Annotated in this window: 23 protein-coding genes; 6 read left to right on the top strand and 17 right to left on the bottom strand. The window is 63.5% G+C overall.

Annotation, left to right across the window (positions count from 1 at the left end):
* The coding region (locus CP49_RS35685; protein ID WP_245311048.1) for a primosomal protein N' at positions 1-1,969 on the top strand (1,969 nt) is incomplete at its 5' end.
* 180 nt (positions 1,970-2,149) lie between these two features.
* On the opposite strand, the gene CP49_RS35680 is transcribed toward CP49_RS35685, so the two are convergent.
* On the bottom strand, positions 2,150-2,635 hold the full coding sequence (locus CP49_RS35680) for a septal ring lytic transglycosylase RlpA family protein (RefSeq protein ID WP_057854787.1): 486 nt from the start codon (positions 2,633-2,635) through the stop codon (positions 2,150-2,152).
* Between the two features lie 642 nt (positions 2,636-3,277).
* Between CP49_RS35680 and CP49_RS35675 the strand changes: the two genes are divergently transcribed.
* The 5 genes from CP49_RS35675 to CP49_RS35655 all read left to right on the top strand — a co-directional run bounded on the left by CP49_RS35675 (position 3,278) and on the right by CP49_RS35655 (position 8,357).
* Positions 3,278-3,838: a F0F1 ATP synthase subunit delta gene (locus tag CP49_RS35675; RefSeq protein ID WP_057854786.1), complete on the top strand. Its 561-nt coding sequence runs from the start codon at positions 3,278-3,280 to the stop codon at positions 3,836-3,838.
* Positions 3,838-5,367, top strand: a complete 1,530-nt coding sequence (gene atpA, locus CP49_RS35670; protein ID WP_057854785.1) for a F0F1 ATP synthase subunit alpha — start codon at positions 3,838-3,840, stop codon at positions 5,365-5,367. Before CP49_RS35675 ends, atpA begins: the two co-directional genes overlap by 1 nt.
* A gap of 90 nt (positions 5,368-5,457) precedes the next feature.
* A complete protein-coding gene (locus CP49_RS35665) occupies positions 5,458-6,336 on the top strand; it encodes a F0F1 ATP synthase subunit gamma (protein ID WP_057854784.1) in 879 nt (292 codons plus the stop codon).
* 61 nt (positions 6,337-6,397) lie between these two features.
* Entirely contained in the window at positions 6,398-7,840 is a 1,443-nt protein-coding gene (gene atpD, locus CP49_RS35660; RefSeq protein ID WP_057854783.1) for a F0F1 ATP synthase subunit beta, read from the top strand.
* 109 nt (positions 7,841-7,949) lie between these two features.
* A complete protein-coding gene (locus tag CP49_RS35655) occupies positions 7,950-8,357 on the top strand; it encodes a F0F1 ATP synthase subunit epsilon (protein ID WP_057854801.1) in 408 nt (135 codons plus the stop codon).
* 111 nt (positions 8,358-8,468) lie between these two features.
* Here CP49_RS35655 and CP49_RS35650 read toward each other — a convergent pair whose 3' ends face one another.
* From CP49_RS35650 to CP49_RS35575, 16 genes are all read right to left on the bottom strand, one after another.
* Positions 8,469-9,551: a trypsin-like peptidase domain-containing protein gene (locus CP49_RS35650; protein ID WP_057854800.1), complete on the bottom strand. Its 1,083-nt coding sequence runs from the start codon at positions 9,549-9,551 to the stop codon at positions 8,469-8,471.
* Between the two features lie 48 nt (positions 9,552-9,599).
* Positions 9,600-9,929 carry a hypothetical protein gene (locus tag CP49_RS35645; protein ID WP_057854782.1) on the bottom strand — a complete coding sequence of 110 codons (330 nt, stop codon included), beginning with the start codon at positions 9,927-9,929 and terminating at the stop codon, positions 9,600-9,602.
* 78 nt (positions 9,930-10,007) lie between these two features.
* On the bottom strand, positions 10,008-10,508 hold the full coding sequence (locus tag CP49_RS35640; RefSeq protein ID WP_082646418.1) for an Hsp20/alpha crystallin family protein: 501 nt from the start codon (positions 10,506-10,508) through the stop codon (positions 10,008-10,010).
* A 93-nt stretch (positions 10,509-10,601) separates the two neighbouring features.
* Positions 10,602-11,054 carry an Hsp20 family protein gene (locus CP49_RS35635; RefSeq protein WP_057854781.1) on the bottom strand — a complete coding sequence of 151 codons (453 nt, stop codon included), beginning with the start codon at positions 11,052-11,054 and terminating at the stop codon, positions 10,602-10,604.
* A gap of 650 nt (positions 11,055-11,704) precedes the next feature.
* Entirely contained in the window at positions 11,705-12,202 is a 498-nt protein-coding gene (locus tag CP49_RS35630; protein WP_057854780.1) for an RNA pyrophosphohydrolase, read from the bottom strand.
* A 54-nt stretch (positions 12,203-12,256) separates the two neighbouring features.
* The gene (locus CP49_RS35625; protein ID WP_057854798.1) at positions 12,257-12,760 is read right to left on the bottom strand and encodes an RNA pyrophosphohydrolase; all 504 of its coding nucleotides are present in this window, start codon (positions 12,758-12,760) and stop codon (positions 12,257-12,259) included.
* A 95-nt stretch (positions 12,761-12,855) separates the two neighbouring features.
* Positions 12,856-14,049, bottom strand: a complete 1,194-nt coding sequence (locus tag CP49_RS35620) for a divergent polysaccharide deacetylase family protein (RefSeq protein ID WP_057854797.1) — start codon at positions 14,047-14,049, stop codon at positions 12,856-12,858.
* Between the two features lie 161 nt (positions 14,050-14,210).
* The gene (locus tag CP49_RS35615) at positions 14,211-15,569 is read right to left on the bottom strand and encodes a S41 family peptidase (protein ID WP_057854779.1); all 1,359 of its coding nucleotides are present in this window, start codon (positions 15,567-15,569) and stop codon (positions 14,211-14,213) included.
* Entirely contained in the window at positions 15,566-16,945 is a 1,380-nt protein-coding gene (locus CP49_RS35610) for a murein hydrolase activator EnvC family protein (protein ID WP_057854778.1), read from the bottom strand. Before CP49_RS35610 ends, CP49_RS35615 begins: the two co-directional genes overlap by 4 nt.
* 39 nt (positions 16,946-16,984) lie before the next feature.
* Positions 16,985-17,467 (bottom strand): 23S rRNA (pseudouridine(1915)-N(3))-methyltransferase RlmH, encoded by a 483-nt coding sequence (gene rlmH, locus CP49_RS35605; RefSeq protein ID WP_057854777.1) that lies wholly within the window; start codon positions 17,465-17,467, stop codon positions 16,985-16,987.
* Between the two features lie 96 nt (positions 17,468-17,563).
* Entirely contained in the window at positions 17,564-17,917 is a 354-nt protein-coding gene (gene rsfS / locus CP49_RS35600) for a ribosome silencing factor (RefSeq protein WP_057854776.1), read from the bottom strand.
* A gap of 213 nt (positions 17,918-18,130) precedes the next feature.
* Positions 18,131-18,760 (bottom strand): nicotinate-nucleotide adenylyltransferase, encoded by a 630-nt coding sequence (locus CP49_RS35595; RefSeq protein WP_057854775.1) that lies wholly within the window; start codon positions 18,758-18,760, stop codon positions 18,131-18,133.
* Positions 18,761-18,791: 31 nt separating this feature from the next.
* Entirely contained in the window at positions 18,792-20,084 is a 1,293-nt protein-coding gene (locus CP49_RS35590) for a glutamate-5-semialdehyde dehydrogenase (protein ID WP_057854774.1), read from the bottom strand.
* Between the two features lie 117 nt (positions 20,085-20,201).
* Complete coding sequence (proB, locus tag CP49_RS35585; RefSeq protein WP_057854773.1) at positions 20,202-21,344, bottom strand: glutamate 5-kinase; 1,143 nt, start codon at positions 21,342-21,344, stop codon at positions 20,202-20,204.
* Positions 21,345-21,435: 91 nt separating this feature from the next.
* Complete coding sequence (gene obgE / locus CP49_RS35580; RefSeq protein WP_057854772.1) at positions 21,436-22,488, bottom strand: GTPase ObgE; 1,053 nt, start codon at positions 22,486-22,488, stop codon at positions 21,436-21,438.
* A gap of 191 nt (positions 22,489-22,679) precedes the next feature.
* Positions 22,680-23,159 carry a MaoC family dehydratase gene (locus CP49_RS35575; RefSeq protein ID WP_057854771.1) on the bottom strand — a complete coding sequence of 160 codons (480 nt, stop codon included), beginning with the start codon at positions 23,157-23,159 and terminating at the stop codon, positions 22,680-22,682.
* Positions 23,160-23,347 lie beyond the last annotated feature (188 nt).

The raw sequence follows: 23,347 nt of genomic DNA, 5'->3' as shown, positions 1-23,347 counted from the left end.
CGACGTGCCGCCGCTAAAGCAGGAACTGCGCAGCCTGGTCGATTGGGTCGCTACTTACACGCTGTCGGCGCGCGGCATGGTGCTGCGCATGGCGTTGCGGATGGGCGAAAATCTCGGGCCCGAACGGATGCGCCTCGGCGTGCGGCTGGTCGGCGAACCGCCACGGCGTCTGACGCCGGCGCGGCGGCGGCTGATGGAGGTGCTGTCGGACGGCCTGCTGCACAGCAAGTCTGAAGCGGCGCGGGAAGCCGGCGTCAGCGCCGGCGTGATCGATGGCCTGGTCGATGAGGGGACGCTAGCTGTCGAGGCAATGCCGCCGCCGCTCGCGCCGCCGGCGCCCGATCCGGCTTTCGCGCAGCCAGAATTTTCCAGCCAGCAGCGCACGGCGGTCGATGCGATGCGGGCGCTCACCGCCAACGGCTCTTTCCACGTCGCGCTGCTCGACGGCGTCACCGGTTCGGGCAAGACGGAAGTCTATTTCGAGGCGATTGCCGAAATCATCCGCCGCGGAAAACAAACGCTGATCCTGATGCCGGAGATCGCGCTCACGGGCCAATTCCTCGATCGGTTCGCCCAGCGTTTCGGCGTGCGTCCTTTGGAATGGCATTCCGAACTGACGCCGCGCACGCGGCAGCGCAATTGGGCGGCGATATCGGCGGGCGAGGCGCCGGTCGTGGTCGGCGCGCGCTCGGCGCTGTTTCTGCCCTATGCGGATCTGGGTCTCATCATCGTCGATGAGGAGCACGACCAGGCCTACAAGCAGGATGACGGCGCGCATTACCACGCCCGCGATATGGCGGTAGTGCGCGCGCATATCGCCAAAATTCCGATCGTACTGGCGTCCGCGACGCCGTCGGTCGAAACCGAAGTCAACGCGCGCAAGGGTCGCTATCAGCGCGTCGCGCTGCCGTCGCGCTTCGGCGGCCAGCACATGCCGCATATCGAGGCGATCGATCTGCGCCGCGCCCCGCCGCCGCGCGGTCGCTTCATTTCGCCGCCGCTCGCCGAGCAGATTCAGTTCGCGATCGAGAAGCGCGAGCAGGCGCTGCTGTTTCTCAACCGCCGCGGCTACGCGCCGCTGACTTTGTGCCGGGCTTGCGGCCATCGTTTTGCGTGCACGATCTGCGACGCCTGGCTGGTGGATCACAGATTTCGCCAGCGGCTGGTCTGTCACCATTGCGGCTTCTCGATGCCGCGCCCGAACATCTGCCCGCATTGCCAGGCCGAGGAATCGCTGGTCGCGGTCGGCCCCGGCGTCGAGCGGCTGCAGGAGGAGGCGGCTTCGCTGTTTCCGAATGCGCGCACCATGGTGCTGTCGAGCGACCTGATCACCTCGATCGAGACCATGCGCAGCGAGCTGAACGAAATCGCGGAAGGCCGCGTCGACATCATCATCGGCACGCAACTGGTGGCGAAGGGACATAACTTTCCGCGGCTCAATCTGGTCGGCGTCGTCGATGCCGATCTCGGCCTCGGTAATGGCGACCCGCGCGCCGCCGAGCGGACGTTCCAGTTGCTCAACCAGGTGATCGGACGCGCCGGCCGCGATCAGGGCCGCGGCGTCGGTTATCTGCAGACCCATCAACCCGAACATCCCGTGATGAAGGCCCTGGTCGCAAGCGATCGCGAAGCGTTCTATGCCAGCGAGATCGAGGCGCGCGAGCGCACCGGCTATCCGCCGTTCGGCCGGCTCGCCAGCCTGATCATTTCCGCAGGCGACCGGCCGACCGCTGAAGGTTTTGCGCGCAGGCTCGCCGCCATAGCGCCGATCGACGAGCGCATCCAGGTGCTCGGCCCCGCCGAGGCGCCACTCGCGGTCATCAAGGGCCGCTACCGGTTCCGCCTGCTGGTGAAGTCGCTGCGTAACGTCGATCTGTCGGAATATTTGCGCGAATGGCTTGCTGCCGGGCCGAAGACCAAGGGTAATCTCAAGCTCGAGGTCGATGTCGATCCGCAGAGTTTTTTGTAGCTCAGGTCGTCATTCCGGGATGGTCCGAAGGACCAGACCCGGAATCTCGAGATTCCGGGTTCGATGCTCCGCATCGCCCCGGAATGACGGCGCCGAACACAAAAAAAAGCCTGCCGTCATTTGCGACGGCAGGCCGTTGTTGCCGCGGAAAGTTCCGCAGGCGATTACGCAACGCAACGCTTACATGAGCTCGGCGGTGACGTGGCCGACGCCGGCACCGGTCAGGCCGATGGCGCGGGCGGCACCCGTGGACAGGTCGAGCACGCGGCCCTTGATGAAGGGACCACGGTCATTGATCGTGACGACGACGCTCTGGCCGCGATGGGTCACCCGGAGCTTGGTGCCGAACGGCAGCGAGCGGTGGGCCGCCGTCATGGCGTTCTGGTTGAAGCGCTGACCGGACGCGGTCTTGCTGCCGGATTCATTGCCGTAAAAGGACGCCTTTCCCGCGAAGCTGCGCCCGCCCGAAGCGGCGATCGAGGCGTTGGCGTCCAGCCAATTGCTGCTCTTGGCCTTGTGAGCGTGGTGCGAATGGTGGCGGTGATGCTTGGATTTGGCGGAAGCCTCGGAGACGCTGCCACCGACCAGAAGAGTTGCGGCGATCAAGGCGAGCGCCGTGCGCGACCGGGTTGGAGTTCCCGGCACAACATTATTGGCATGCAACATTAAACTAGTCCCTCAGTAGTATTTGCCACATACGTGACAAATGGAACCCCCGTCCCAACTTCAGGGGGCCGTTTGATGAGGCAATGAGGCATGAATTGGGCAGTAAATCGGAATGTATCGCGCTGACATATCTTGTTACCGTTGAACGATATTCCGTAATCTTGCACGTTAATAGATTTTTAATCAATTCAATACTCATTATTACTTAACAATACAGTCATCTCACATCGAGTAAAGATTTGTGCAAGTAATGATCAAATGGAGGCGAGCCACCCGATTCGTTCCGAACGCTAGCGGTCATAGCGGCCATGCAAATACGGATGGAACAAATCAGCTGGTCGGGACCACTCCAGATCGCCTGCAACCGCCGGAGTCGAAATTCCGGCGCGCTGATCCCCATCACGCTGCATTCGACCGGACCTGAAAATTGACGTGCGAGAAGGCATCGCCCGAGCGCGGGGTTATGTTGCACCTGCGCGCTCGCTATGTTAGCAAAGCCGCGATTTTAACGATCCCGGCACCTCTCGTGCCGGTCGAAAATCGAAGTCCCGCTTGAATTCCAAGGGCTTGGATCGCTAGGCGCCGCTACCCGTGGCGACGGTTTTTCCCTTGCGAGTTTGACAGCTAAAAAAGAGCGAGTCTGTGGCTGCTGAAGATCCGTCCGTTTCGGGAGTGTCCGGCCGTTATGCTACGGCTTTGTTCGAGTTGGCGCGCGACGAGAAATCCGTCGACGCCGTCAAGGCCGACCTCGACAAGTTCGAGGCCATGCTGGTCGAGAGCGCCGATCTGAAGCGCCTCGTCCGCAGCCCGGTTTTCTCGTCTGACGCGCAGGCGAAGGCGCTGAATGCCGTGCTCGACAAGGCCGGAATTACCGGCACTTCCGCCAAATTCCTCAAAGTCCTGACCGCCAATCGCCGGCTGTTCGCCGTGGCAGATGTGATCCGCGCTTTCCGTGCGCTGGTGGCGAAGTTCAAGGGCGAGGCGACCGCCGACGTCACCGTCGCCGAACCGCTCAATGACAAGAATCTCGACGCGCTGAAGACCGCACTGAAATCGGTGACGGGCAAGGACGTCGCGCTCAACGTGAAAGTCGATCCCTCCATTATCGGCGGCCTGGTGGTCAAGCTCGGCAGCCGCATGGTGGATAGTTCGCTTCGCACCAAACTCAATTCGATCAAGCACGCGATGAAAGAGGCAGGCTGATGGACATCCGCGCCGCGGAAATTTCCGCGATCCTCAAGGACCAGATCAAGAATTTCGGCCAGGAGGCTGAGGTCACCGAAGTCGGGCAGGTGCTGTCCGTCGGTGACGGTATCGCCCGCGTCTACGGTCTGGACAACGTCCAGGCCGGTGAAATGGTCGAGTTCGAGAACGGCACCCGTGGCATGGCGCTGAACCTGGAGACCGACAACGTCGGTATCGTGATCTTCGGCGCCGACCGTGAAATTAAGGAAGGCCAGACCGTCAAGCGTACCCGCGCCATCGTGGACACGCCGGTCGGCAAGGGGCTGCTCGGCCGCGTGGTCGACGCGCTCGGCAATCCGATCGACGGCAAGGGCCCGATCCAGGCCGACAAGCGCATGCGCATCGACGTCAAGGCGCCCGGCATCATTCCGCGCAAATCGGTCAACGAGCCGATGGCGACCGGCCTCAAGGCGATCGATGCGCTGATCCCGATCGGTCGCGGCCAGCGTGAGCTGATCATTGGCGACCGCCAGACCGGCAAGACCGCGATCGCGCTCGACGCCATCCTGAACCAGAAGCCGCTCAACGCGACCGGCGATGAGAAGATCAAGCTGTATTGCGTCTACGTCGCGATCGGCCAGAAGCGTTCGACCGTCGCCCAGTTCGTCAAGGTGCTCGAAGAGCAGGGCGCGCTGGAATATTCGATTGTCGTCGCTGCCACCGCGTCCGATCCGGCGCCGATGCAGTACATCGCGCCGTTCACCGGCTGCACCATGGGCGAATATTTCCGCGACAACGGCATGCACGCCGTCATCATCTATGACGATCTGTCCAAGCAAGCCGTCGCCTACCGCCAGATGTCGCTGCTGCTGCGCCGTCCGCCGGGCCGCGAAGCCTATCCGGGCGACGTGTTCTATCTGCATTCCCGCCTGCTCGAGCGCGCGGCGAAGCTGAACGACGAGCACGGTTCGGGCTCGCTGACGGCGCTGCCGGTCATCGAAACTCAGGCCAACGACGTGTCGGCCTACATCCCGACCAACGTGATTTCGATTACCGACGGCCAGATCTTCCTCGAAACCGACCTGTTCTTCCAGGGCATCCGCCCCGCGGTGAACGTCGGTCTGTCGGTGTCGCGCGTCGGATCATCGGCGCAGACCAAGGCGATGAAAAAGGTCGCCGGCAAAATCAAGGGTGAGCTGGCGCAGTACCGCGAGATGGCGGCGTTCGCGCAGTTCGGCTCCGACCTCGACGCCTCGACCCAGCGCCTGCTCAACCGCGGCTCGCGCCTGACCGAGCTTCTGAAGCAGCCGCAGTTCTCGCCGCTGAAGATGGAAGAGCAGGTCTGCGTGATCTGGGCCGGCACCAACGGCTACCTTGATCCGCTGCCGGTCGCCAAGGTGCGCGGGTACGAGGACGGCCTGCTGTCGCTGCTGCGCGGCAAGCACGTCGAGATCCTCAACAGCATCCGCGAAAGCCGCGATCTCAGCGACGACACTGCCGGCAAGCTGAAGACGGTGGTCGAGGGTTTTTCCAAGACGTTTGCTTGATTTGCCGTCGTGGCCGGGCACAGCCGGGCCTGACGAAAGAGTGGCTTGCGGTCGGGTCATCAAGGGCCTGATCGCTGGGGTGAACTGAGAATGGCTTCACTGAAAGATATGCGGGTCCGCATCGCCTCCACCAAGGCGACGCAGAAGATCACCAAGGCCATGCAGATGGTTGCGGCGTCAAAGCTGCGCCGTGCGCAGACCGCCGCCGAAGCGGCGCGGCCTTACGCCGAGAAGATGGACGCGGTAATTTCCAATATCGCCAGCGCCGCGGCGGGTTCGCCCGGCGCGCCGGCGCTGCTGGCCGGCACCGGCAGGGATCAGGTGCATCTCTTGCTGGTCTGCACCGGCGAGCGCGGCCTGTCCGGCGCCTTCAATTCGGCGATCGTGCGCCTCGCCCGCGAACGCGCGCTGTCGCTGATGAACCAGGGCAAAGAGGTCAAGATTTTCTGCGTCGGCCGCAAGGGTTACGAGCAGCTCCGTCGCACGTTCGAAAAGCAGATCGTCGAAAACATCGAGCTGCGGTCGGTGCGCCAGCTCGGCTTCGTCAATGCCGAAGACATCGCCAAGAGGGTTCTGGCGCGCTTCGAGGCCGGCGAGTTCGATGTCTGCACGCTGTTTTATTCGCGTTTCAAATCCGTGATCGCGCAGATCCCGACCGCCCAGCAGGTCATCCCGCTGGTGGTGGAAGCGCCGGCTGCGAACGCCGGCCCGGCGACGTCTTACGAATACGAGCCGGAAGAAGACGAGATCCTGACGCGGCTGTTGCCGCGCAATCTCGCAGTACAGATCTTCCGCGCATTGCTGGAAAACAACGCCTCGTTCTACGGCGCTCAGATGAGCGCGATGGACAACGCCACCCGTAACGCCGGCGACATGATCCGCAAGCAGACTTTGATCTACAACCGAACCCGTCAGGCCATGATCACCAAGGAGCTGATTGAAATCATCTCCGGCGCCGAGGCGATGTAACGGCGCCAGGCCCGATCAAACTGACGGTTGTCTAGAGATACGAATTCGAAGGAGAGAGTTTATGGCCACACCCGCCAACCAGACCGGACGCATCACCCAGGTCATCGGCGCCGTCGTCGACGTGCAGTTCGAGGGATATCTGCCCGCCATTCTGAACGCGATCGAGACCAAGAACGGCGGCAACCGTCTGGTGCTCGAAGTGGCGCAGCATCTCGGCGAATCCACGGTGCGTACCATCGCGATGGACACTACCGAGGGTCTGGTCCGCGGCCAGGAAGTCACCGACACCGGCAACCCGATCATGGTGCCGGTCGGTGCCGGAACGCTCGGCCGCATCATCAATGTCATCGGCGAGCCGATCGATGAAGCCGGCCCCGTGGCTTCGGAAGGCGTGCGCGCGATCCATCAGGAAGCGCCGACCTATACCGATCAGTCCACCGAAGCTGAAATTCTCGTCACCGGCATCAAGGTCGTCGACCTGCTGGCGCCTTACGCCAAGGGCGGCAAGATCGGCCTGTTCGGCGGCGCCGGCGTCGGCAAGACCGTGCTGATTCAGGAGTTGATCAACAACGTCGCCAAGGCCCATGGTGGTTACTCGGTGTTCGCCGGCGTCGGCGAGCGTACCCGGGAAGGCAACGACCTCTATCACGAATTCATCGAATCCAAGGTCAACGCCGATCCGAAAAATCCCGATCCGAGCGTGAAGTCCAAATGCGCTCTGGTGTTCGGCCAGATGAACGAACCTCCGGGCGCCCGCGCCCGCGTCGGCCTCACCGGCCTGACAGTCGCCGAACACTTCCGCGACCAGGGCCAGGACGTGCTGTTCTTCGTCGACAATATCTTCCGCTTCACGCAGGCCGGCTCCGAAGTGTCGGCGCTGCTCGGCCGTATTCCTTCGGCGGTGGGTTATCAGCCGACGCTCGCCACCGACATGGGCGCGCTGCAGGAGCGCATCACCACGACGCATAAGGGTTCGATCACCTCGGTGCAGGCGATCTACGTGCCGGCCGACGACTTGACCGACCCGGCGCCCGCAACCTCGTTCGCCCATCTGGACGCGACCACGGTGTTGAACCGCGCGATCTCGGAAAAGGGCATCTACCCGGCGGTGGATCCGCTCGACTCGACCTCGCGCATGCTCTCCCCGCTCGTCGTCGGCGAGGATCACTACAACACCGCGCGCATGGTTCAGCAGGTGCTGCAGAAGTACAAGTCGCTGCAGGACATCATCGCCATTCTGGGCATGGACGAACTGTCCGAAGAGGACAAGATCGCGGTGGCGCGCGCGCGCAAGATCGAGCGCTTCCTGTCGCAGCCGTTCCACGTCGCTGAAGTCTTCACCGGATCGCCCGGCAAGTTCGTCGACCTCGCCGACACCATCAAGGGCTTCCGCGCGATCTGCGAAGGCAAGTACGATCACCTGCCGGAAGCGGCCTTCTACATGGTTGGCACCATCGAAGAAGCCGTCGAAAAGGGCAAGAAGCTGGCTGCTGAAGCGGCCTAAGTTACTTCGTCATTGCCGGGCTTGACCCGGCAATCCATCGCCAAGAAGATTTCTCTTGATGGACCCGCGGGTCAAGCCCGCGGGTGACAGCGGAAAGAACGGAAAGACCATGGCTACCTTTCATTTCGATCTCGTCTCTCCCGAAAAGCTCGCCTTCTCCGGCGAGGTCGATCAGGTTGACGTTCCTGGTCTGGAAGGCGATTTCGGCGTGCTCTCCGGCCATGCGCCGGTCGTGGCTGCGGTCCGTCCGGGCATCCTGACCATCATCACCGGCGGCACCCGTGAAAAGGTGATCGTGCTCGGTGGTCTTGCCGAAATGTCGGAAAGGGGCCTCACCGTGCTCGCCGACGTCGCGACCTCGATTCAGGACGTCGATCGGGCGCAGTTCGCCGAGACCATCGCCGAGATGGAAGCGAAGCTTGCCGAGAAGGAAGGGGGCGAGCTCGATCACGCCATCGAGCGGCTCGATCACTTCAAGAGCATCCAGCACGAACTCAGCGCGACCGCTATGCACTAAGCCCCGGGGTGCCGCTCCGGGGCATAGTGAAGGCCCTGATAACGCCAGCGCTCGTCACCCGGTGACGGGCGCTGAGCTTTTTGGAACAGCATTTCTCGCGTCGTCCGCCAGCTATCGTCGCTGGGCGGAGCCGTGATCGCTGTTTGCTTCCGAGGCCGGCCCCACTGCAACGGTGACGATTTGAGGCGCGCCCGAACGCTCGACGGTCAATCGAACCTGCTCGCCGATCCGCGCGAGGCCGATCCGGTTTCGCAGTTGCGCGGCAGAATGGATCGGACGGTCATCGGCTTTCAGCACGATGTCGCCCTTGCGCAGCCCGGCCAGTTCCGCGGGGGAGCCGGGACTGACTTCGGCAATCCGCGCGCCCTCACTGCGCCCACCGTCAGCGGCGGGACTTAGTTCGCGCAAGGAGATGCCGATCCGGCCGCGCTCGACGCGGCCCTTCTCGACGATCTGCTCCATCACGCGCCGTGCCATGTTGACGGGTATCGCAAAGCCGATGCCGACATTGCCGCCAGCGGGCGAAATGATCGCCGAATTAATGCCGATCAGTTCTCCCTTGAGGTTGACCAGCGCGCCGCCGGAATTGCCGGGGTTGATCGCCGCGTCGGTCTGGATGAAATCCTCGTAGCCCTGCTTGCCAAGCCCGGTGCGGCCAAGCGCGCTGACCAGGCCCGAGGTCACGGTCTGACCGAGACCGAAGGGGTTGCCGATGGCGAGAACGAAATCGCCGACTTCGAGCGCTTCGCTGTCGCCGAACGTAATCGCCTTCAATCCAGTGGGAGACTGCATCCGCAACACCGCAATGTCTGTGGCGGGGTCGCGGCCGATAACTTTCGCCGAAAATTGCCGGCCGTCCTTGGTCTTGATCTGAACGGAGGCGACCTGATCGACGACGTGGTTGTTGGTCAGGACATAGCCCTTCTGCGCGTCGACGATGACGCCTGACCCGGTCGCGTTGATTTCCTTCTCGAGCTGTTTCGGGACGTCAAAAAACTCGCGAAAGAGCGGATCGCGATAGAGCGGGTTGTCCTGACGGATCTTGCCGTGGACGGCGATGTTGACCACGGCCGGCGTGACCTCACGAACCAGCGGCGCCAGCGTCGGCATGCTGCCGCCGGTGCGCAGGTTTGGAATTTGTCCCGAGGCCGGCGTTGAAAGGATCACGGCGCTGAGCAGGCCCGCCAACGCCATCGCGATGTAGCGGTTCACGTGCTTTCTCGTCTCCTGGGATTTCTCGCTTTACAAATCGCCTTGCGGCCATGCGGCTGCCCAACGCGGCCGCCGCCATCGTGCGTCGATTTCGGCGCGCGGCGGATGATCGTCGTTGCCGTCGAGTTGGCGCAACGCTGAAAGAATGTCGGCGAGCCGGATGGTGTGGTCCATGCCCGGAATGTCTCGCAGGCCGGGACAGGATTCGACCGCAAACATATCTGAGGCCCGGGACGACAGGATGATGCGCTTCTCAGAGTCGGAAAGCTGCAGGTCATCAAGCACTTCGGCAGGGGAATCGTAATGTGCGGCGGGATGAAATAGCGCGAATTCAGATGCGTTGAGATCGGCCTTGTTCATCGAACGGTTTCCTTACTCTCCTTTCCAGCGAAACGTCGGTGGGATTGGGCGGCGGCGTTGGGCGCCGCCGCCCTGGTGTCATTGCTTGCTGATCTCGATGCGCTTGACGGCCGAACGAGCCTGTTCGGATTTCGGCAGCGTAATCGTCAAGACGCCGTCGTGGAATTTGGCTTCGGCCTTGTCTTCCTCGACGCCGTCGAGCGGGATCTGCCGCTCGAACGAACCGTAATAGCGCTCGGTGAAGTATCGGCCACCATTATCGGTTCGCTCGGACTTCTTCTCGCCGCGCAGGGTCAGAACGCCGTTGGCGATCTCGACCTGAACATCTTTTTCGGTCAGCCCGGGCAGCTCAGCCGATATGGTCAGCTGCTTGTCGTTTTCCTTGAGCTCGATGCTCGGCCATCCGAAGCGACCTTCCATCAGCGGACTGCCGAAGCGTGCGGGCGCCCCGAATCCGCGGAAGACATCGTCGAACAGCCGATTCATCTCCCGGTGCAGGGTGAAGAAGGGGTCGAAGCTGTCGCGCGGCGGCGCAAGCTCCTGATTTCTCGACCATGGGATCAAATCGCGAAAAGCCATAATGTCCTCCTCATAGAGATTTCTGCATGTCGATAGTTCATGGCCCGTGCGCGGTCGGTAATCCGCACGCCAAGCCTTTCTTGCCGAAGTGGCTCAGGCCGCCTTCTGTTCGATCTGGCGGGAAGCATCGGCGGTCCCAATCGGAATACGCCGCGGCTTCATCGAGTCGGGCACTTCGCGAACCAGATCGACGATCAGCAGCCCGTCCTTGAACGAGGCCTGCTTGACCTGCACATAGTCGGCGAGGTTGAACACCCGCCGGAACGGCCGCGCCGCGATACCGTGGTACAGGTACTCGTGTTGTTCGGCGTCGGGCTTGTTGCCCTCGATGATCAGCGTGTCGCGTTCGGCGGTGACGGCAATGTCGTCCATGCCGAAACCGGCAACCGCCAGCGAAATCCGGTAGGCGTCTTCGCCGCAACGTTCGACATTGTAGGGCGGATAATTGTCGTCGGCGGATTGTCGCAAGCTGCTGTCCAGCAACTCAGCCAGATGATCGAAACCGATCGTGGAGCGCCACAGGGGCGAGAAGTCAAAGGTCCTCATAGCCAAGTCCTCCTAAGAGCAAGATGGATACGAAGGAGCGTCGGACACCGTCCGGCGCCCACTCAAACTCGCCGGACCCGATCTGGCATCCGGCACCGCTGTCGGCGGCAGAAATCGAATTAGGAAAACGTCAAAAAGTTTCAAGGGGCCGCATTCAAAATTATTCGATGCGCGCCGTTCGTGGCTACGGGCAGGCTCAATCCGGTGTTAACGGGCGGGCCGGGCGCCGAAGGTGCGTCAGGTCGGCCGCGACTATGCGGCCGGTTTCCGGCTCCGGGCGAACATTGGACGCCCGCGGTTCGATCGGCCTGCGACCGACGGCCAGCATCATGAAGAGGGTCCGATAGCCCTGGTAGCGAGCTGCCGGGCGGGTACGTTCGCGCCCGTGCATGATCAGCGTGCCATTATGGTCGTGCACCCGCCACTCCCAACTCCGGCGGCGCTTGGCTACAGTCACTTCCATCATGCGAGGCAAGACACCGTACGGGGCTGGTTATTCAAAGCTGAGCCCGTTAGTCTGAGGTCGATACAAAAAGGTTCGCTGACGCCAAACCACCGACGGCATCGGGCGCCTTCTGCAAGCTCGGCCGGGCCGAAAAATATTGAGCGACAAAGCGCAGTCAAGTGCCTCGTGCCGCGACGGCGGCGATCTACCGGGCGAACTCCGCAAATGCCCGCGCCGCCATCCGGTACACCTCGCGCCGGAACGGCACCACGAGGTCGGCGACGCGGTCGAGCCGTTCCCAACGCCAGGAATCAAATTCGGCGGGCTGGCCGTTGCGCGGCGTCAGCGGGTCGATCTCGTCGTCGCTGCCGGTGAACCGCAGCGCGAACCATTTCTGGCGCTGGCCGCGGAATTGCGCGAAGCGATGCGTGGGCGGTCCGTCATAGGGCGGAAAGTCATATTTTATCCAATCGGTCTCGCCGAGATATTCGGCGCTGACCGCCCCGGTCTCCTCCCAGAGTTCACGCATCACGGCATCGCGCGGGTTTTCGTCGGCGTCGATGCCGCCTTGTGGCATCTGCCATTCTAACCCGGGAAGAATGATCTCCGGTCCGTCGTCGCGAAAGCGCCGCCCGATCAGCACCTCGCCGGAGGCGTTGAACAGCGCTATGCCTACATTGGGACGGTAGGGATTGCTGGACATGGCGTTTGATGAATGCCGGTTCGCGTCACGAAAAACGCGTCAGAACGAAAATGGCTAACCGCCCGCGAGGCTGGAGAATTCCTTGACCACGCGCTCATAGACCGGCCGCTTGAACGGAACGATCAGGTTCGGAAGATTTTTCATCGGCTCCCAGCGCCAGTTTACGAATTCGGCTTTGTGTCCGCCGCCGGGGCTTGCGACATTGATTTCGGCGTCCTTGCCGGTAAAGCGCACCGCGTACCATTTCTGCCGCTGCCCGCGATAGCGGCCTTTCCAGGCGCGGCCGGCCACCGTCCGCGGGATGTCGTAGATCAGCCAATCCGGGACTTCGCCGAGCTTCTCCACCGAGCGGACGCTGGTTTCCTCGTAAAGCTCGCGCTTGGCAGCCTCCCAGGTATCCTCGCCGGGATCGACCCCGCCCTGCGGCATCTGCCAGACATGGGTTTCATCGACATGTTCGATGCCGCCGGCACGGCGGCCAATGAAGACCAGTCCGGCTGCGTTGATCAGCATCATGCCGACGCAGGTTCGGTAAGGCAGGTCCTCGTAGCGCGCCATTTTCGTCAGGGCTCCTTTGCGTGCATCAAGTCGACCCGCAATCGGTCGGGCCGGCGCAGTCCGGAAAGCCCGGATCGCCGCCATCAGCTTGATCTCTAGCCTGATTTTGATTTCAGCATCGCGGTTGTCAATGGCACAAGCATGATGCCGCGGCTGTCGAGTGTCTTGATCCAGGCGGCCACCCGCTCGATCGAAATCGGTAGCGCCGAGGCAACCCCCACGGCCGTCCCGCGCTCCTTGGCGAGCGTCTCCAGCTTGACCAGCGTCCGGTCGATCTCCGCCGAGGTCGGCACCGCATCGATGATGAAATCGGCCTTGGCGAAGGGCATTGATTGAGCCGCCGTCAGGGATGGCGCAGCGCTGCGCGGCGAGGAGCCGTCATCGAGATAGCCGAGGCCGCGCTTGGCCGCCTCGCGGATGATCGGCTGCATGACAGTGTCGGTCGCCGTGAAACGCGCACCCATGAAATTGGTGATCCCGGCATAGCCCTGAAACCGGCTGAGGTGCCAGTACAGCCGGTCGATGTTCTGTTCGGGCGTCAGCGTCGTGAGCAGGGTCTGCGGGCCGGGATCGTTGTCGGGATAGTCGAACGGCTCCATCGGAACCTGCAGCAGGATCTCGTGGCGCTGCGCGCGGGCCCGCTCGGCAAGTTTGGTGGGGTCTGCCCCGTAAGGCGTGAACGCCAGGGTCACGGCCGGCGGCAGTTTCATGATGGCATCGGCCGTCTTGGCGGCCCCGACGCCGAGGCCACCGACGACGATGGCGATGACAGGCATTTTTGCGGCCTTGGTGCGGTCGGCGTCGGCCGCATAGACCGCGAAAGGTTTTAGACCATCGGCAACCACCGGGATCATGCCGTAGCGCGACTTTTCCAAAAGGCGCGGATCGATGCCGGTCATCGCCGCCGCCGGCTCCGCACCCGCCTTGTCGGCGGCATCGCCGCCGATCACGACGTCCTGGCGCTTTCCGCTCGAACCGTCGATGATGGTGACGGTCTTGTTGTCGCCGGTTGGGGCCTGGGATGCTGATTTCGCAGCCTGCTCGGTGTGGCCGGAAGCCGCCGCGGGCTGCTTTTCGTCCGCCGCCGGCTTGCGCAGCGCTACGCGGGCGACCGGCTCGCCGCCCAGCGGATTATCGGTAAACAGGGCGACCGACAGGAAGGCGACCAGGAACAGGCCAAACAGCACGACCAGCGCCTGCATCGCGGTGAACGGCAGCCGAAACCGGCGCTTCTGGCGCTCCGTTTTCTGTCCAAGCGGCGTGCTCAGTTCGTCGGCCGTTTCTGTCATAGACCTCCCCGAATCAACCACGCCGACGATACCACGATGGCCGGGGTCGAGCGCCTGCACCGCATGCAAAAGCCGCCTTCCCGGCGCCGGGGAGACCTTGGAGCCGCAACGAAAAAGGGCGGCCCGCGGGCCGCCCTTTCACGGAAATTTACGGGCTTAGATCAGTTCGCCGCCTTGGCCGGCTTGTCGATCGCGGCCTTGTCGCCGGGGGCCGGTGCGGCGGTCGCGGTCGACTTGATGCCGTGCAGAAGGTCGGCCGCGGTCTTTAGCGCCTTGTCGTCCTTGGCATCCGGCGGCACATAGGATTGCGAGCCGGTCTTCTCGTCGCCGTCGTTTGTCTTCAGGTGGCCGCGCAGCGAGGCTTCGCCCTTGGTGTCGGTGCGTGCCTTCAACTCGTCCGGCACATCCTGCAGCACCTCGATGTCGGGCACGATGCCCTTGGCCTGGATCGACTTGCCCGACGGGGTGTAGTAGCGCGCGGTGGTGAGCCGCAGCGCGCCATTGCCGCTGCCGAGCGGGATGATGGTCTGAACCGAGCCCTTGCCGAACGAGCGCGTGCCGACCAGCGTGGCGCGCTTATGGTCCTGCAGTGCGCCGGCGACGATCTCGGACGCCGAAGCCGAGCCACCGTTGATCAGCACGATGACAGGCTTGCCCTTGGTCACGTCGCCAGTATGGGCGGCGCGGCGCTGGGTTTCCTCGGCGTTGCGGCCGCGGGTGGAGACGATCTCACCGCGCTCGAGGAAGGAGTCGGAGACGGTGACCGCTTCCTCCAGCAAGCCGCCGGGATTATTGCGCATGTCGATGATGAAGCCTTTCAGCTTGTCGCCGATCTGGTTGGAGAGGTTGCTGATCTCGCGCTTGAGGCCCTCGGTGGTCTGCTCGTTGAAGGTGGTGATGCGGATATAGGCGATGTCGTCCTGTTCGACGCGCGCGCGCACCGAGCGGACGCGGATGTTGTCGCGCACCAGCGTGACTTCGATCGGATTGTCCTGGCCCTTGCGGATGATCTTGAGGCGGATCTTGGTGTTGACCGGCCCGCGCATCTTCTCGACCGCCTGATTGAGGGTGAGACCCTGCACGGCTTCGTCGTCGAGATTGGTGATGATGTCGTTGGCCATGATGCCGGCCTTCGACGCCGGCGTGTCGTCGATCGGCGAGACGACCTTGATCAGGCCGTCTTCCATCGTGACCTCGATGCCGAGCCCGCCGAATTCACCGCGGGTCTGCACCTGCATGTCGCGGAAGCTCTTCGCGTCCATATAGCTGGAATGCGGGTCGAGGCCGGCCAGCATGCCCGAGATCGCAGACTCGACCAGCTTGGAGTCGTCGGGCTTCTCGACATAGTCGCTGCGCACGCGCTCGAACACGTCGCCGAACAGATTGAGCTGGCGGTAGGTGTCGGAAGCCGCGGCACGCGCACTCGACCCCATCAGTACCGAATGGGGCTGCGTCACGAAGAGCGTCAAAGCCGCACCGGTGGCGGCGCTGAGAAGAATTACAGAAGTCTTGCGCATCATCCGCGAACCTTTTCGCCTTCACTTGCGGCCCACCATGGGCCTGAGTCGATTGGAGTGCCGTCCTTACGGAACTCGACATAGAGCACCGGCTGGCTCGCGGTCGTCGCGAGAATGGATGCAACCTGGGACGTTGTCCCCATGGTCGCGACCGGCTCCCCCGTAAGTACAAACTGGCCGATGTTTACCGAAATGCGCTCCATCCCGGCGATCAGGACATGATACCCGCCCCCGGCATTGAGGATCAAGAGTTGTCCGTAGCTGCGGAAGGGTCCGGCGTAAACAACCCAGCCGTCACACGGTGTTGTGACCTGGGCTCCGGCCCGGGTTGCCAAAGAAATGCCTTTTTCCACGCCGCCCGCGCCGTCGGAACCGCCAAAATCGCGAATCTTGCGGCCATTGACCGGAAAGGCGAACAGCCCCTTGGCGGAGGCGAATGCGATCGCCGGGCTCAATCGGGCGGGATCCTTCAGTGCCCCGAAATTGGGCTTGCCGCCCGGAGCAGCCGGGGCGCCCTGCAGGCTGGCGGTGGCGGCCGCCTTGGCGGCGCTCTTCAGGTCCTGCTCCATTTTCGCGATCAGGCCCTGCAGGCCATCGACCTGCCTCGACAGATTGATGGCGCGCGCGCCTTCGGCCTCCATGTCCTTTTCGATCGCGCTCTGCTTGCGCTGCCGCTCTTCCACCAGCGCGGCCAGCCTGACCTGATCGTCGTTCAGCCGGTCGCGGTCCCGCGCCAGCACGTCGCGCTCGGCGGCGATGGTCTTGCGCACGTTCACCAACTCGCCGAGATCGGCGGCGAGTTTCTCCGCGCGTCCACGCAGTTCTGGAACGACCGATCCGAGCAGCATGGCAGTGCGCAGCGATTGCAGCGCGTCCTCGGGCCGGACCAGCAGCGCCGGCGGCGTGCGCCGCCCGGCGCGCTGCAGGGCCGCCAGCACCTCGACGATTTCGGAGCGGCGTGAATCGAGCGTAGCGCGGATCTGCTGCTCGCGGCTGTCGAGCGGGCGCAGGCGCCCTTCGGTTTCGCCGATGCGGGTCTCGACGCCGCGCACCTGCGTGGCGATGTCGATCAGTTGCTGGTTGAGCTTGGAGCGGTCCTGTCCGATCGCCGCGATGTCGGCCTTCAGTTTTTGCTGCAGTTCGGCCGCCTTCCGCTGCTGCTCGCGCGCGGCCTCCAGTTCCTGCTCGCGCTGCTTGATGGCGTCGGGGGAAACGGCGGTCGCTTGCTGCGCGGGCGCCGCGGTTTGCGCTGCCGCCGGCGAAAGCGATGCCGCAGCCAAGCTTGCGGAAAGCAATACAAGGGGCAAAACGGCTGACGCCGGCCGCGCGCCGCAATCGGCGGTGCCAGGGTACGAATGAATGTCCCGCGTTGAGTGCATCCGGCCTATTCAGCGTTTTGTGTATTCACGTCACCGTGCCTACGCACGATGGTAGGGGTGGCCGGCCAGAATGGTCGCGGCCCGGTAAATCTGTTCAAGAAGCATGATACGCACCATTTGATGCGGCCAGGTCGCCGAGCCGAATGCAATGCGCATTTTAGCCTTGCGCTGCAAATCAGGCGAAAGTCCGTCCGCGCCGCCGATCGCGAAAATAGTATTGGCCATCCCCTCATCCCGCCACTGGCCGAGATGCCGGGCGAAGGTCGGGCTGTCAATGCTCTTGCCGTGCTCATCAAGCGCCACCAGCACGGATTTCTCCGGTACCGCCGCAGCAATCGCCGCGGCTTCCTCCGCGATCCGGGTCGCCATGTCGCGTGCGCGGCTTTCCGGAATTTCATGGATCGTCAGGCCGCGAAAGCCGAGCTTGCGGCCGATGTCCTCGAAACGCTCGCGATAGCGTTCGGCCAGTTCCTGTTCCGGGCCCTGCTTCAGCCGGCCGATTGAGACCACGACAAGGCGCATGAATGCTGTTTCTGGCGTGCACTTTCCGGCACGCGCGCTTTTGAGCGCGCGTTGGCAGATTCCATGCGCCTCAGCCGATTCGCATCGGCCGAGGGTTCAGATCGCTGCCGCCGCCGGGTTTTGCGCCCACAACCTTTCGAGATTGTAGAATTCGCGCACCTCGGGTCTGAACACGTGCACGACCACATCGCCGGAATCGATCAGCACCCAGTCGCAATTGGGCAAGCCCTCGACATGGATGTTCTTGATGCCGTTTTCCTTCAGGGCTTTCGTGACGTTTTCCGCGATCGCGCCGACGTGCCGGTTGGCCCGGCCTGACGTGACGATCATGTAGTCGGAAAATGCAGATTTGCCGCGAAGGTCGATGGTGATCGTTTCTTCCGCCTTCATATCGTCGAGGCGGGAGAGGATCATACTCAGCGTCTTGTCGGCGTCGGGTTGCGCCTTCAAGGCCGCAGCTTGTGTCGATGTTTTACGCGTGTTCTTGGCAGACTTGCTGGGAACCTTGGGTAAAACAGACTTGGACAATACAGATGTGGCCAGGGACCATTCCTTTCACTGTATCGCGAACGCCGAATCCCGGCGTCGCGGACCATATTAGGCATGTGGGGTTAATGGTTTCAATATTCCAGTGAACCCCACGTGCTTGTTCGAGCCAAATTGTCACTGCTTTGCCTTCCAGCTCCCGTCGGAGTTCCGAAGGCCCGTCGACGACAGGTTCAGCTTCATGCCGGTGAGGAAAACCCAGGCGGGCGCCTGCTGATCGGCCAGCCGGGCCGCCTGATTCTCGGGCACGCGGTAGCGCGCCAGCGCCTGGGCGGCCGGGGCAGCCAGCGCCCGGAAACTCTGCGGCGGACGGTCGATCACGGCGATCGGCACCTCGGAAGCGATGCGCCGCCAGTCCTTCCAGCGATGGAACTGCGCGAGATTGTCGGCGCCCATGATCCAGACGAGGCGCACGCCGGAAACGCGGCGGCGCAGATGAATGATCGTATCGACCGTATAGCGGACACCGATGACAGCTTCGAGACAACTGATATCGATGCGCGGATCGTCGGCGACCTCAAGCGCGGCGTGCGCGCGCTCGGAAAGGCCATGCAGCCGGCCGGCATCCTTCAGCGGATTGCCCGGCGTCAGCAGCCACCAGACGCGATCGAGCTTCAGCCGCTTCAGCGCAAACAGGCTGATGGCGCGATGCGCCGCGTGCGGCGGATTGAACGAGCCGCCGAGCAGGCCTATGCGCATGCCGTTGGCATGGAAGGGGATGGCTTGCGCCGCGGATTGCAATTGCATCAATTGGGTCACCGCGTGCGCGGGGCTGTGTTCACGGCCGCGTCTGCCCGCTGCCGCGAACGCGATATTTGAAGCTCGTCAGTTGCTCGGCGCCGACCGGGCCGCGGGCGTGGAATTTGCCGGTGGCAATCCCGATTTCCGCGCCGAAGCCGAACTCGCCGCCGTCGGCGAACTGCGTCGATGCATTGTGCAGCACGATCGCCGAATCCACCTCGCTGAGGAATTTCTCGGCTGCCCTCGCGTCCTCCGCAACGATCGCATCGGTGTGGCGCGAGCCGTGGTTCTGGATATGCGCGATCGCATCGTCGACGCCGTCGACAACGCGCGCGGCGATGATGGCGTCGAGATACTCGGTGTCCCAATCCTCGTCGGTCGCTGGCTTTACCCGCGTGTCGATCTTCTGCACGGCGTCATCGCCGCGGACCTCGCAGCCGGATTCGATCAGCATCTCGACCAGCGGCTTCAAATTCGTCGCCGCGCCTTTGCGATCGACCAGCAGGGTCTCCGCGGCGCCGCAGACGCCGGTGCGGCGCATCTTGGCGTTCAGCACGATCGACTTGGCCATGTCGAGCTTGGCGCTGGCGTCGACATAGACGTGGTTGACGCCTTCGAGATGCGCAAACACCGGCACGCGCGCTTCCGCCTCGACGCGCGCAACCAGGCTCTTGCCGCCGCGCGGCACGATCACGTCGATGCCGCCGCCGAGCCCTGAGAGCATGAGGCCTACGGCCGCGCGGTCGCGTGTCGGCACCAGCGTGATCGCCGCCTCGGGCAGGCCGGCATCGTGCAAGCCTTGCACCAGCGCTTCATGGATGGCGCGACAGGAACGGAAACTATCGGAACCGCCGCGCAGAATGACGGCATTGCCCGACTTCAGGCAAAGCACGCCGGCGTCGGCGGCGACGTTGGGACGGCTCTCGAAGATCACGCCGATGACGCCGAGCGGCACGCGCACGCGCTCGATGGTCATGCCGTTCGGCCGCTGCCAGCTTTCGGTGATTGACCCGACGGGATCGGGAATGGTGCGCACCGTGGCGACGCCGTCCGCCATGGATTCGATCCGGGCCGGCGTCAGGGTCAGGCGGTCGATGAAGGCTGAGGTCGCGCCGCCGGCGCGTACTTCCGCGACGTCCTCGGCATTGGCCGCAAGGATCTTTGCCGCGTTGGCGCGGATCGCCCACTCGATGGCCTGCAGCGCCCGGTCCTTCTGCTCGGGCGAGGCGAGCGCCAGCATCCGCGCGGCGGAGCGCGCCTGGGCAGCGAGGTCGGTCATCAAAACGGGCAAATCGGCGGTGCCGTCGATTGCCTTGAGCGGCGCGGTCATCACAGGTCTCGGGTCTTGAGTTAAGGCCATGGCCTAGCACGAAAATCCCGCTCTTGCGAGGTCCGGAACCGGCATGGCTGGCTGGCGATATCGGAAACAGGCGGCTCGGCCACTGGCCTATTTGGCCGGAATTGCCCCGCTCGGGCCCACCACCAGATCATCTCGATGGATCATTTCCGCCCGGCCTGAGATGCCGAGGATCGCCATCACGTCCGGCGACGAGCGGCCCTTGATCTTTTCGGCGTCCTCGGCGTCGTAGGCGACGAGGCCGCGGCCGATCTCGTGGGTATCGGGGCCGCGCACCACCACGGCGTCGCCGCGGGCGAACTGGCCGTCGATCCGGATCACCCCGGCCGGCAGCAGGCTCTTGCCCGCGCGGAGCGCCGCGACCGCGCCGGCATCGATGGTCAGTGTGCCCTTCGGCTCCAGCGAACCTGCGATCCAGCGCTTTCGCGCGGTGACGGGATTGGCCGGCGTGAGGAACCAGGTGCAGCGTCCGCCATCGGCGATCGCCTGCAGCGGATGCTCGATCTTGCCCGACGCGATCAGCATGTGCGTGCCCGACGTTGTCGCGATCTTCGCCGCCTCGATCTTGGTGAACATGCCGCCGCGCGACAATTCGGATTCAGCCTCGCCCGCCATGCCCTCGATCTCCGACGTCACGGACTCGACGATCGGAATCAGCTTTGCATTGGGATTGGCGCCAGGCGGCGCGTCATAGAGCCCGTCGATATCGGACAACAGGATCAGCAGATCGGCGCTCGCCATGGTGGCGACGCGCGCGGCGAGGCGGTCATTGTCGCCATAACGAATTTCGTTGGTGGCGACCGTGTCGTTCTCGTTGATCACGGGCACCGCGCGCCATTCCAACAATTTGGCGATGGTCGAGCGGGCGTTGAGATAGCGGCGGCGCTCCTCGGTGTCCTGCAGCGTCACCAGGATCTGTCCAGCGCCGATGCCGTGCGCCCCAAGCACCTCCGACCAGATCCGCGCCAGCGCGATCTGCCCCACGGCAGCGGCGCCTTGGCTTTCCTCGAGCTTCAGCGGGCCGCGCGGCAATTTCAGCCGGCTGCGCCCGAGCGCGATCGAGCCCGATGAGACCACCAGGACATCGCGGCCCTCGCCGTGCAGTTTCGCGATATCGGCCGCCAGCGCCGCCAGCCAGGCGGAGCGCACCTCGCCCGCATTGGAGTCGATCAGCAGCGAAGAGCCGACCTTGACGACGATGCGGCGGAAGTTTTTGAGCGCGGGGCGTTTCATGATGCGGTCGAACGATGCGGGTGATCGGAAGCAATACGCGCCAGCTCCGTGATTTGGAAGTGGCGCGGCCGCGGGGAAGGCTAAGTTTGCGTCAGCCCTGCGGCGGTGTCGCTGGCGTCCACGGGTCCTGGCTGCCCTTGGCCTTGAGCGAAACCGGGGCCTCGCCGATCACCTCGACCAGCGCCTTGAGTGCTTCGGGCACGCCTTCGCCGGTGGCGGCGGAGAGCAAAAGCGGCGTTTTCTTCGCTGCGCGCTTCAGCCGGTCCTTCTGCTTCCTCAATTCATCCGGCGCCACCGCATCGATCTTGTTCAGCGCGACGATCTCGATCTTCTCGGCAAGATGTCCTTCATAAGCTTCGAGTTCGGTCCGCACCGTCTTGTAGGCCTTGCCGGCATGTTCGCAGGTGGCATCTATCAGGTGCAGCAGCACGCGGCAGCGCTCGACATGGCCGAGAAAGCGGTCGCCGAGGCCGGCGCCTTCATGCGCGCCCTCGATCAGTCCGGGAATGTCGGCAAGCACGAATTCGCGGCCCTGCGCGTTCACGACGCCGAGCTGCGGATGCAGCGTGGTGAAGGGATAGTCGGCGATTTTCGGCTTGGCTGCGCTGACGACCGAGAGGAAGGTCGACTTGCCGGCATTGGGCAGGCCGACAAGTCCGGCATCGGCGATCAGTTTCAGCCGCAGCCAGATCCAGCGTTCCTCGCCTTCCTGGCCGGGGTTGGCGTTGCGCGGCGCGCGGTTGGTCGAGGATTTGAAATGCGCGTTGCCGAAGCCGCCATTGCCGCCTTCGGCCAGCACGAATTTCTCACCGAGCTCGGTGAAGTCGTGGATCAGCGTTTCGCGATCCTCGTCGAAAATCTGCGTGCCGACCGGTACCTTGAGAACGGTCGGTTTGCCGTTGGCGCCATGGCGGTCCTTGCCCATGCCATTGGTGCCCTTCTGCGCCTTGAAGTGCTGCTGGTAGCGATAGTCGATCAGCGTGTTCAGCCCGTCGACCACCTCGACGATAACGTCGCCGCCACGGCCGCCATTGCCGCCGGAGGGGCCACCGAACTCGATGAACTTCTCGCGGCGGAACGCCACGCAGCCGTTACCGCCGTCGCCGGAGCGGATATAGACCTTTGCCTCGTCAAGGAATTTCATGATCTGTACTATAGCGTTTTCGAGCGAAGTGGACACCGGTTCGCGTCAAGAAAACGCGTCAAAACAAAGACTTTACAGACTGGTTCTGATTCAATCAGAACCAGTCTGTAGTTAGGGCAGGGGGGCCCGTGCGGCAACCCTCAAGGCCCGCGACATTAGCAAAAAGCCTTAATTTTCGGGGCTTTTCGGGCTCAGGCCGGCCGCCGGCGAATCAAAAATTTCTGCGTTCCCTCGAGCACGAGCTCCTTGCGCTGGTTGAACACGGTCGAGCGCAGCGTCACGACGCCGGTGGTGCGGCCGGGCGTGAGCTCGGTCACTTCCAGCGCGGGATAGAGCGTGTCGCCGGCATAGACAGGCTTCAGGAACCGGCTCGATTGTTCGAGGAATCCGACCAGCGATTCCTCGACGACGTAGGGAAACAGGCCGGCGCCCGGCGCGGTGTGAACGAGCGTCTGGAAACCGTGCGCGAGCAGGTCCGGCATGCCGCGGCGGCGGCAATATTCGACGTCGTAATGGATCGGATGGGTGTCGCCACTCGCCGTCTGGAACGCGGCGAATACCGCCGAGGTCTGGCTTCTGCTCGGGATCACGAAGCATTCGCCGAGGACGAAATCCTCGAACCAGCGTTGTTGCGGCACCATGCGGTGCGCGGCGGGATCGAAGTCGGTCATGCCTGATTTCCCCTGCGATGTCTTGCCGTTAGTCCACGGCGTAGCGGTATCTCACGATATGGCTGCGACAATTGCTTCAATTCGTCGTGCCCGGGCGATAGCGCGAAGCGCGTCTTCGCGCTAGAAGTCCCGGGCAACCACGTCTTTAAAACAGCCGCGCAAGAACAATAGGCGGTCGCCAATCTCCC

Origin of the sequence: Bradyrhizobium valentinum, assembly GCF_001440405.1 — a bacterium.
GTDB lineage: Bacteria > Pseudomonadota > Alphaproteobacteria > Rhizobiales > Xanthobacteraceae > Bradyrhizobium > Bradyrhizobium valentinum.
The sequence above is the reverse complement of the archived record's forward strand: the minus strand, read 5'-3'. Positions and strand labels throughout refer to the sequence as shown.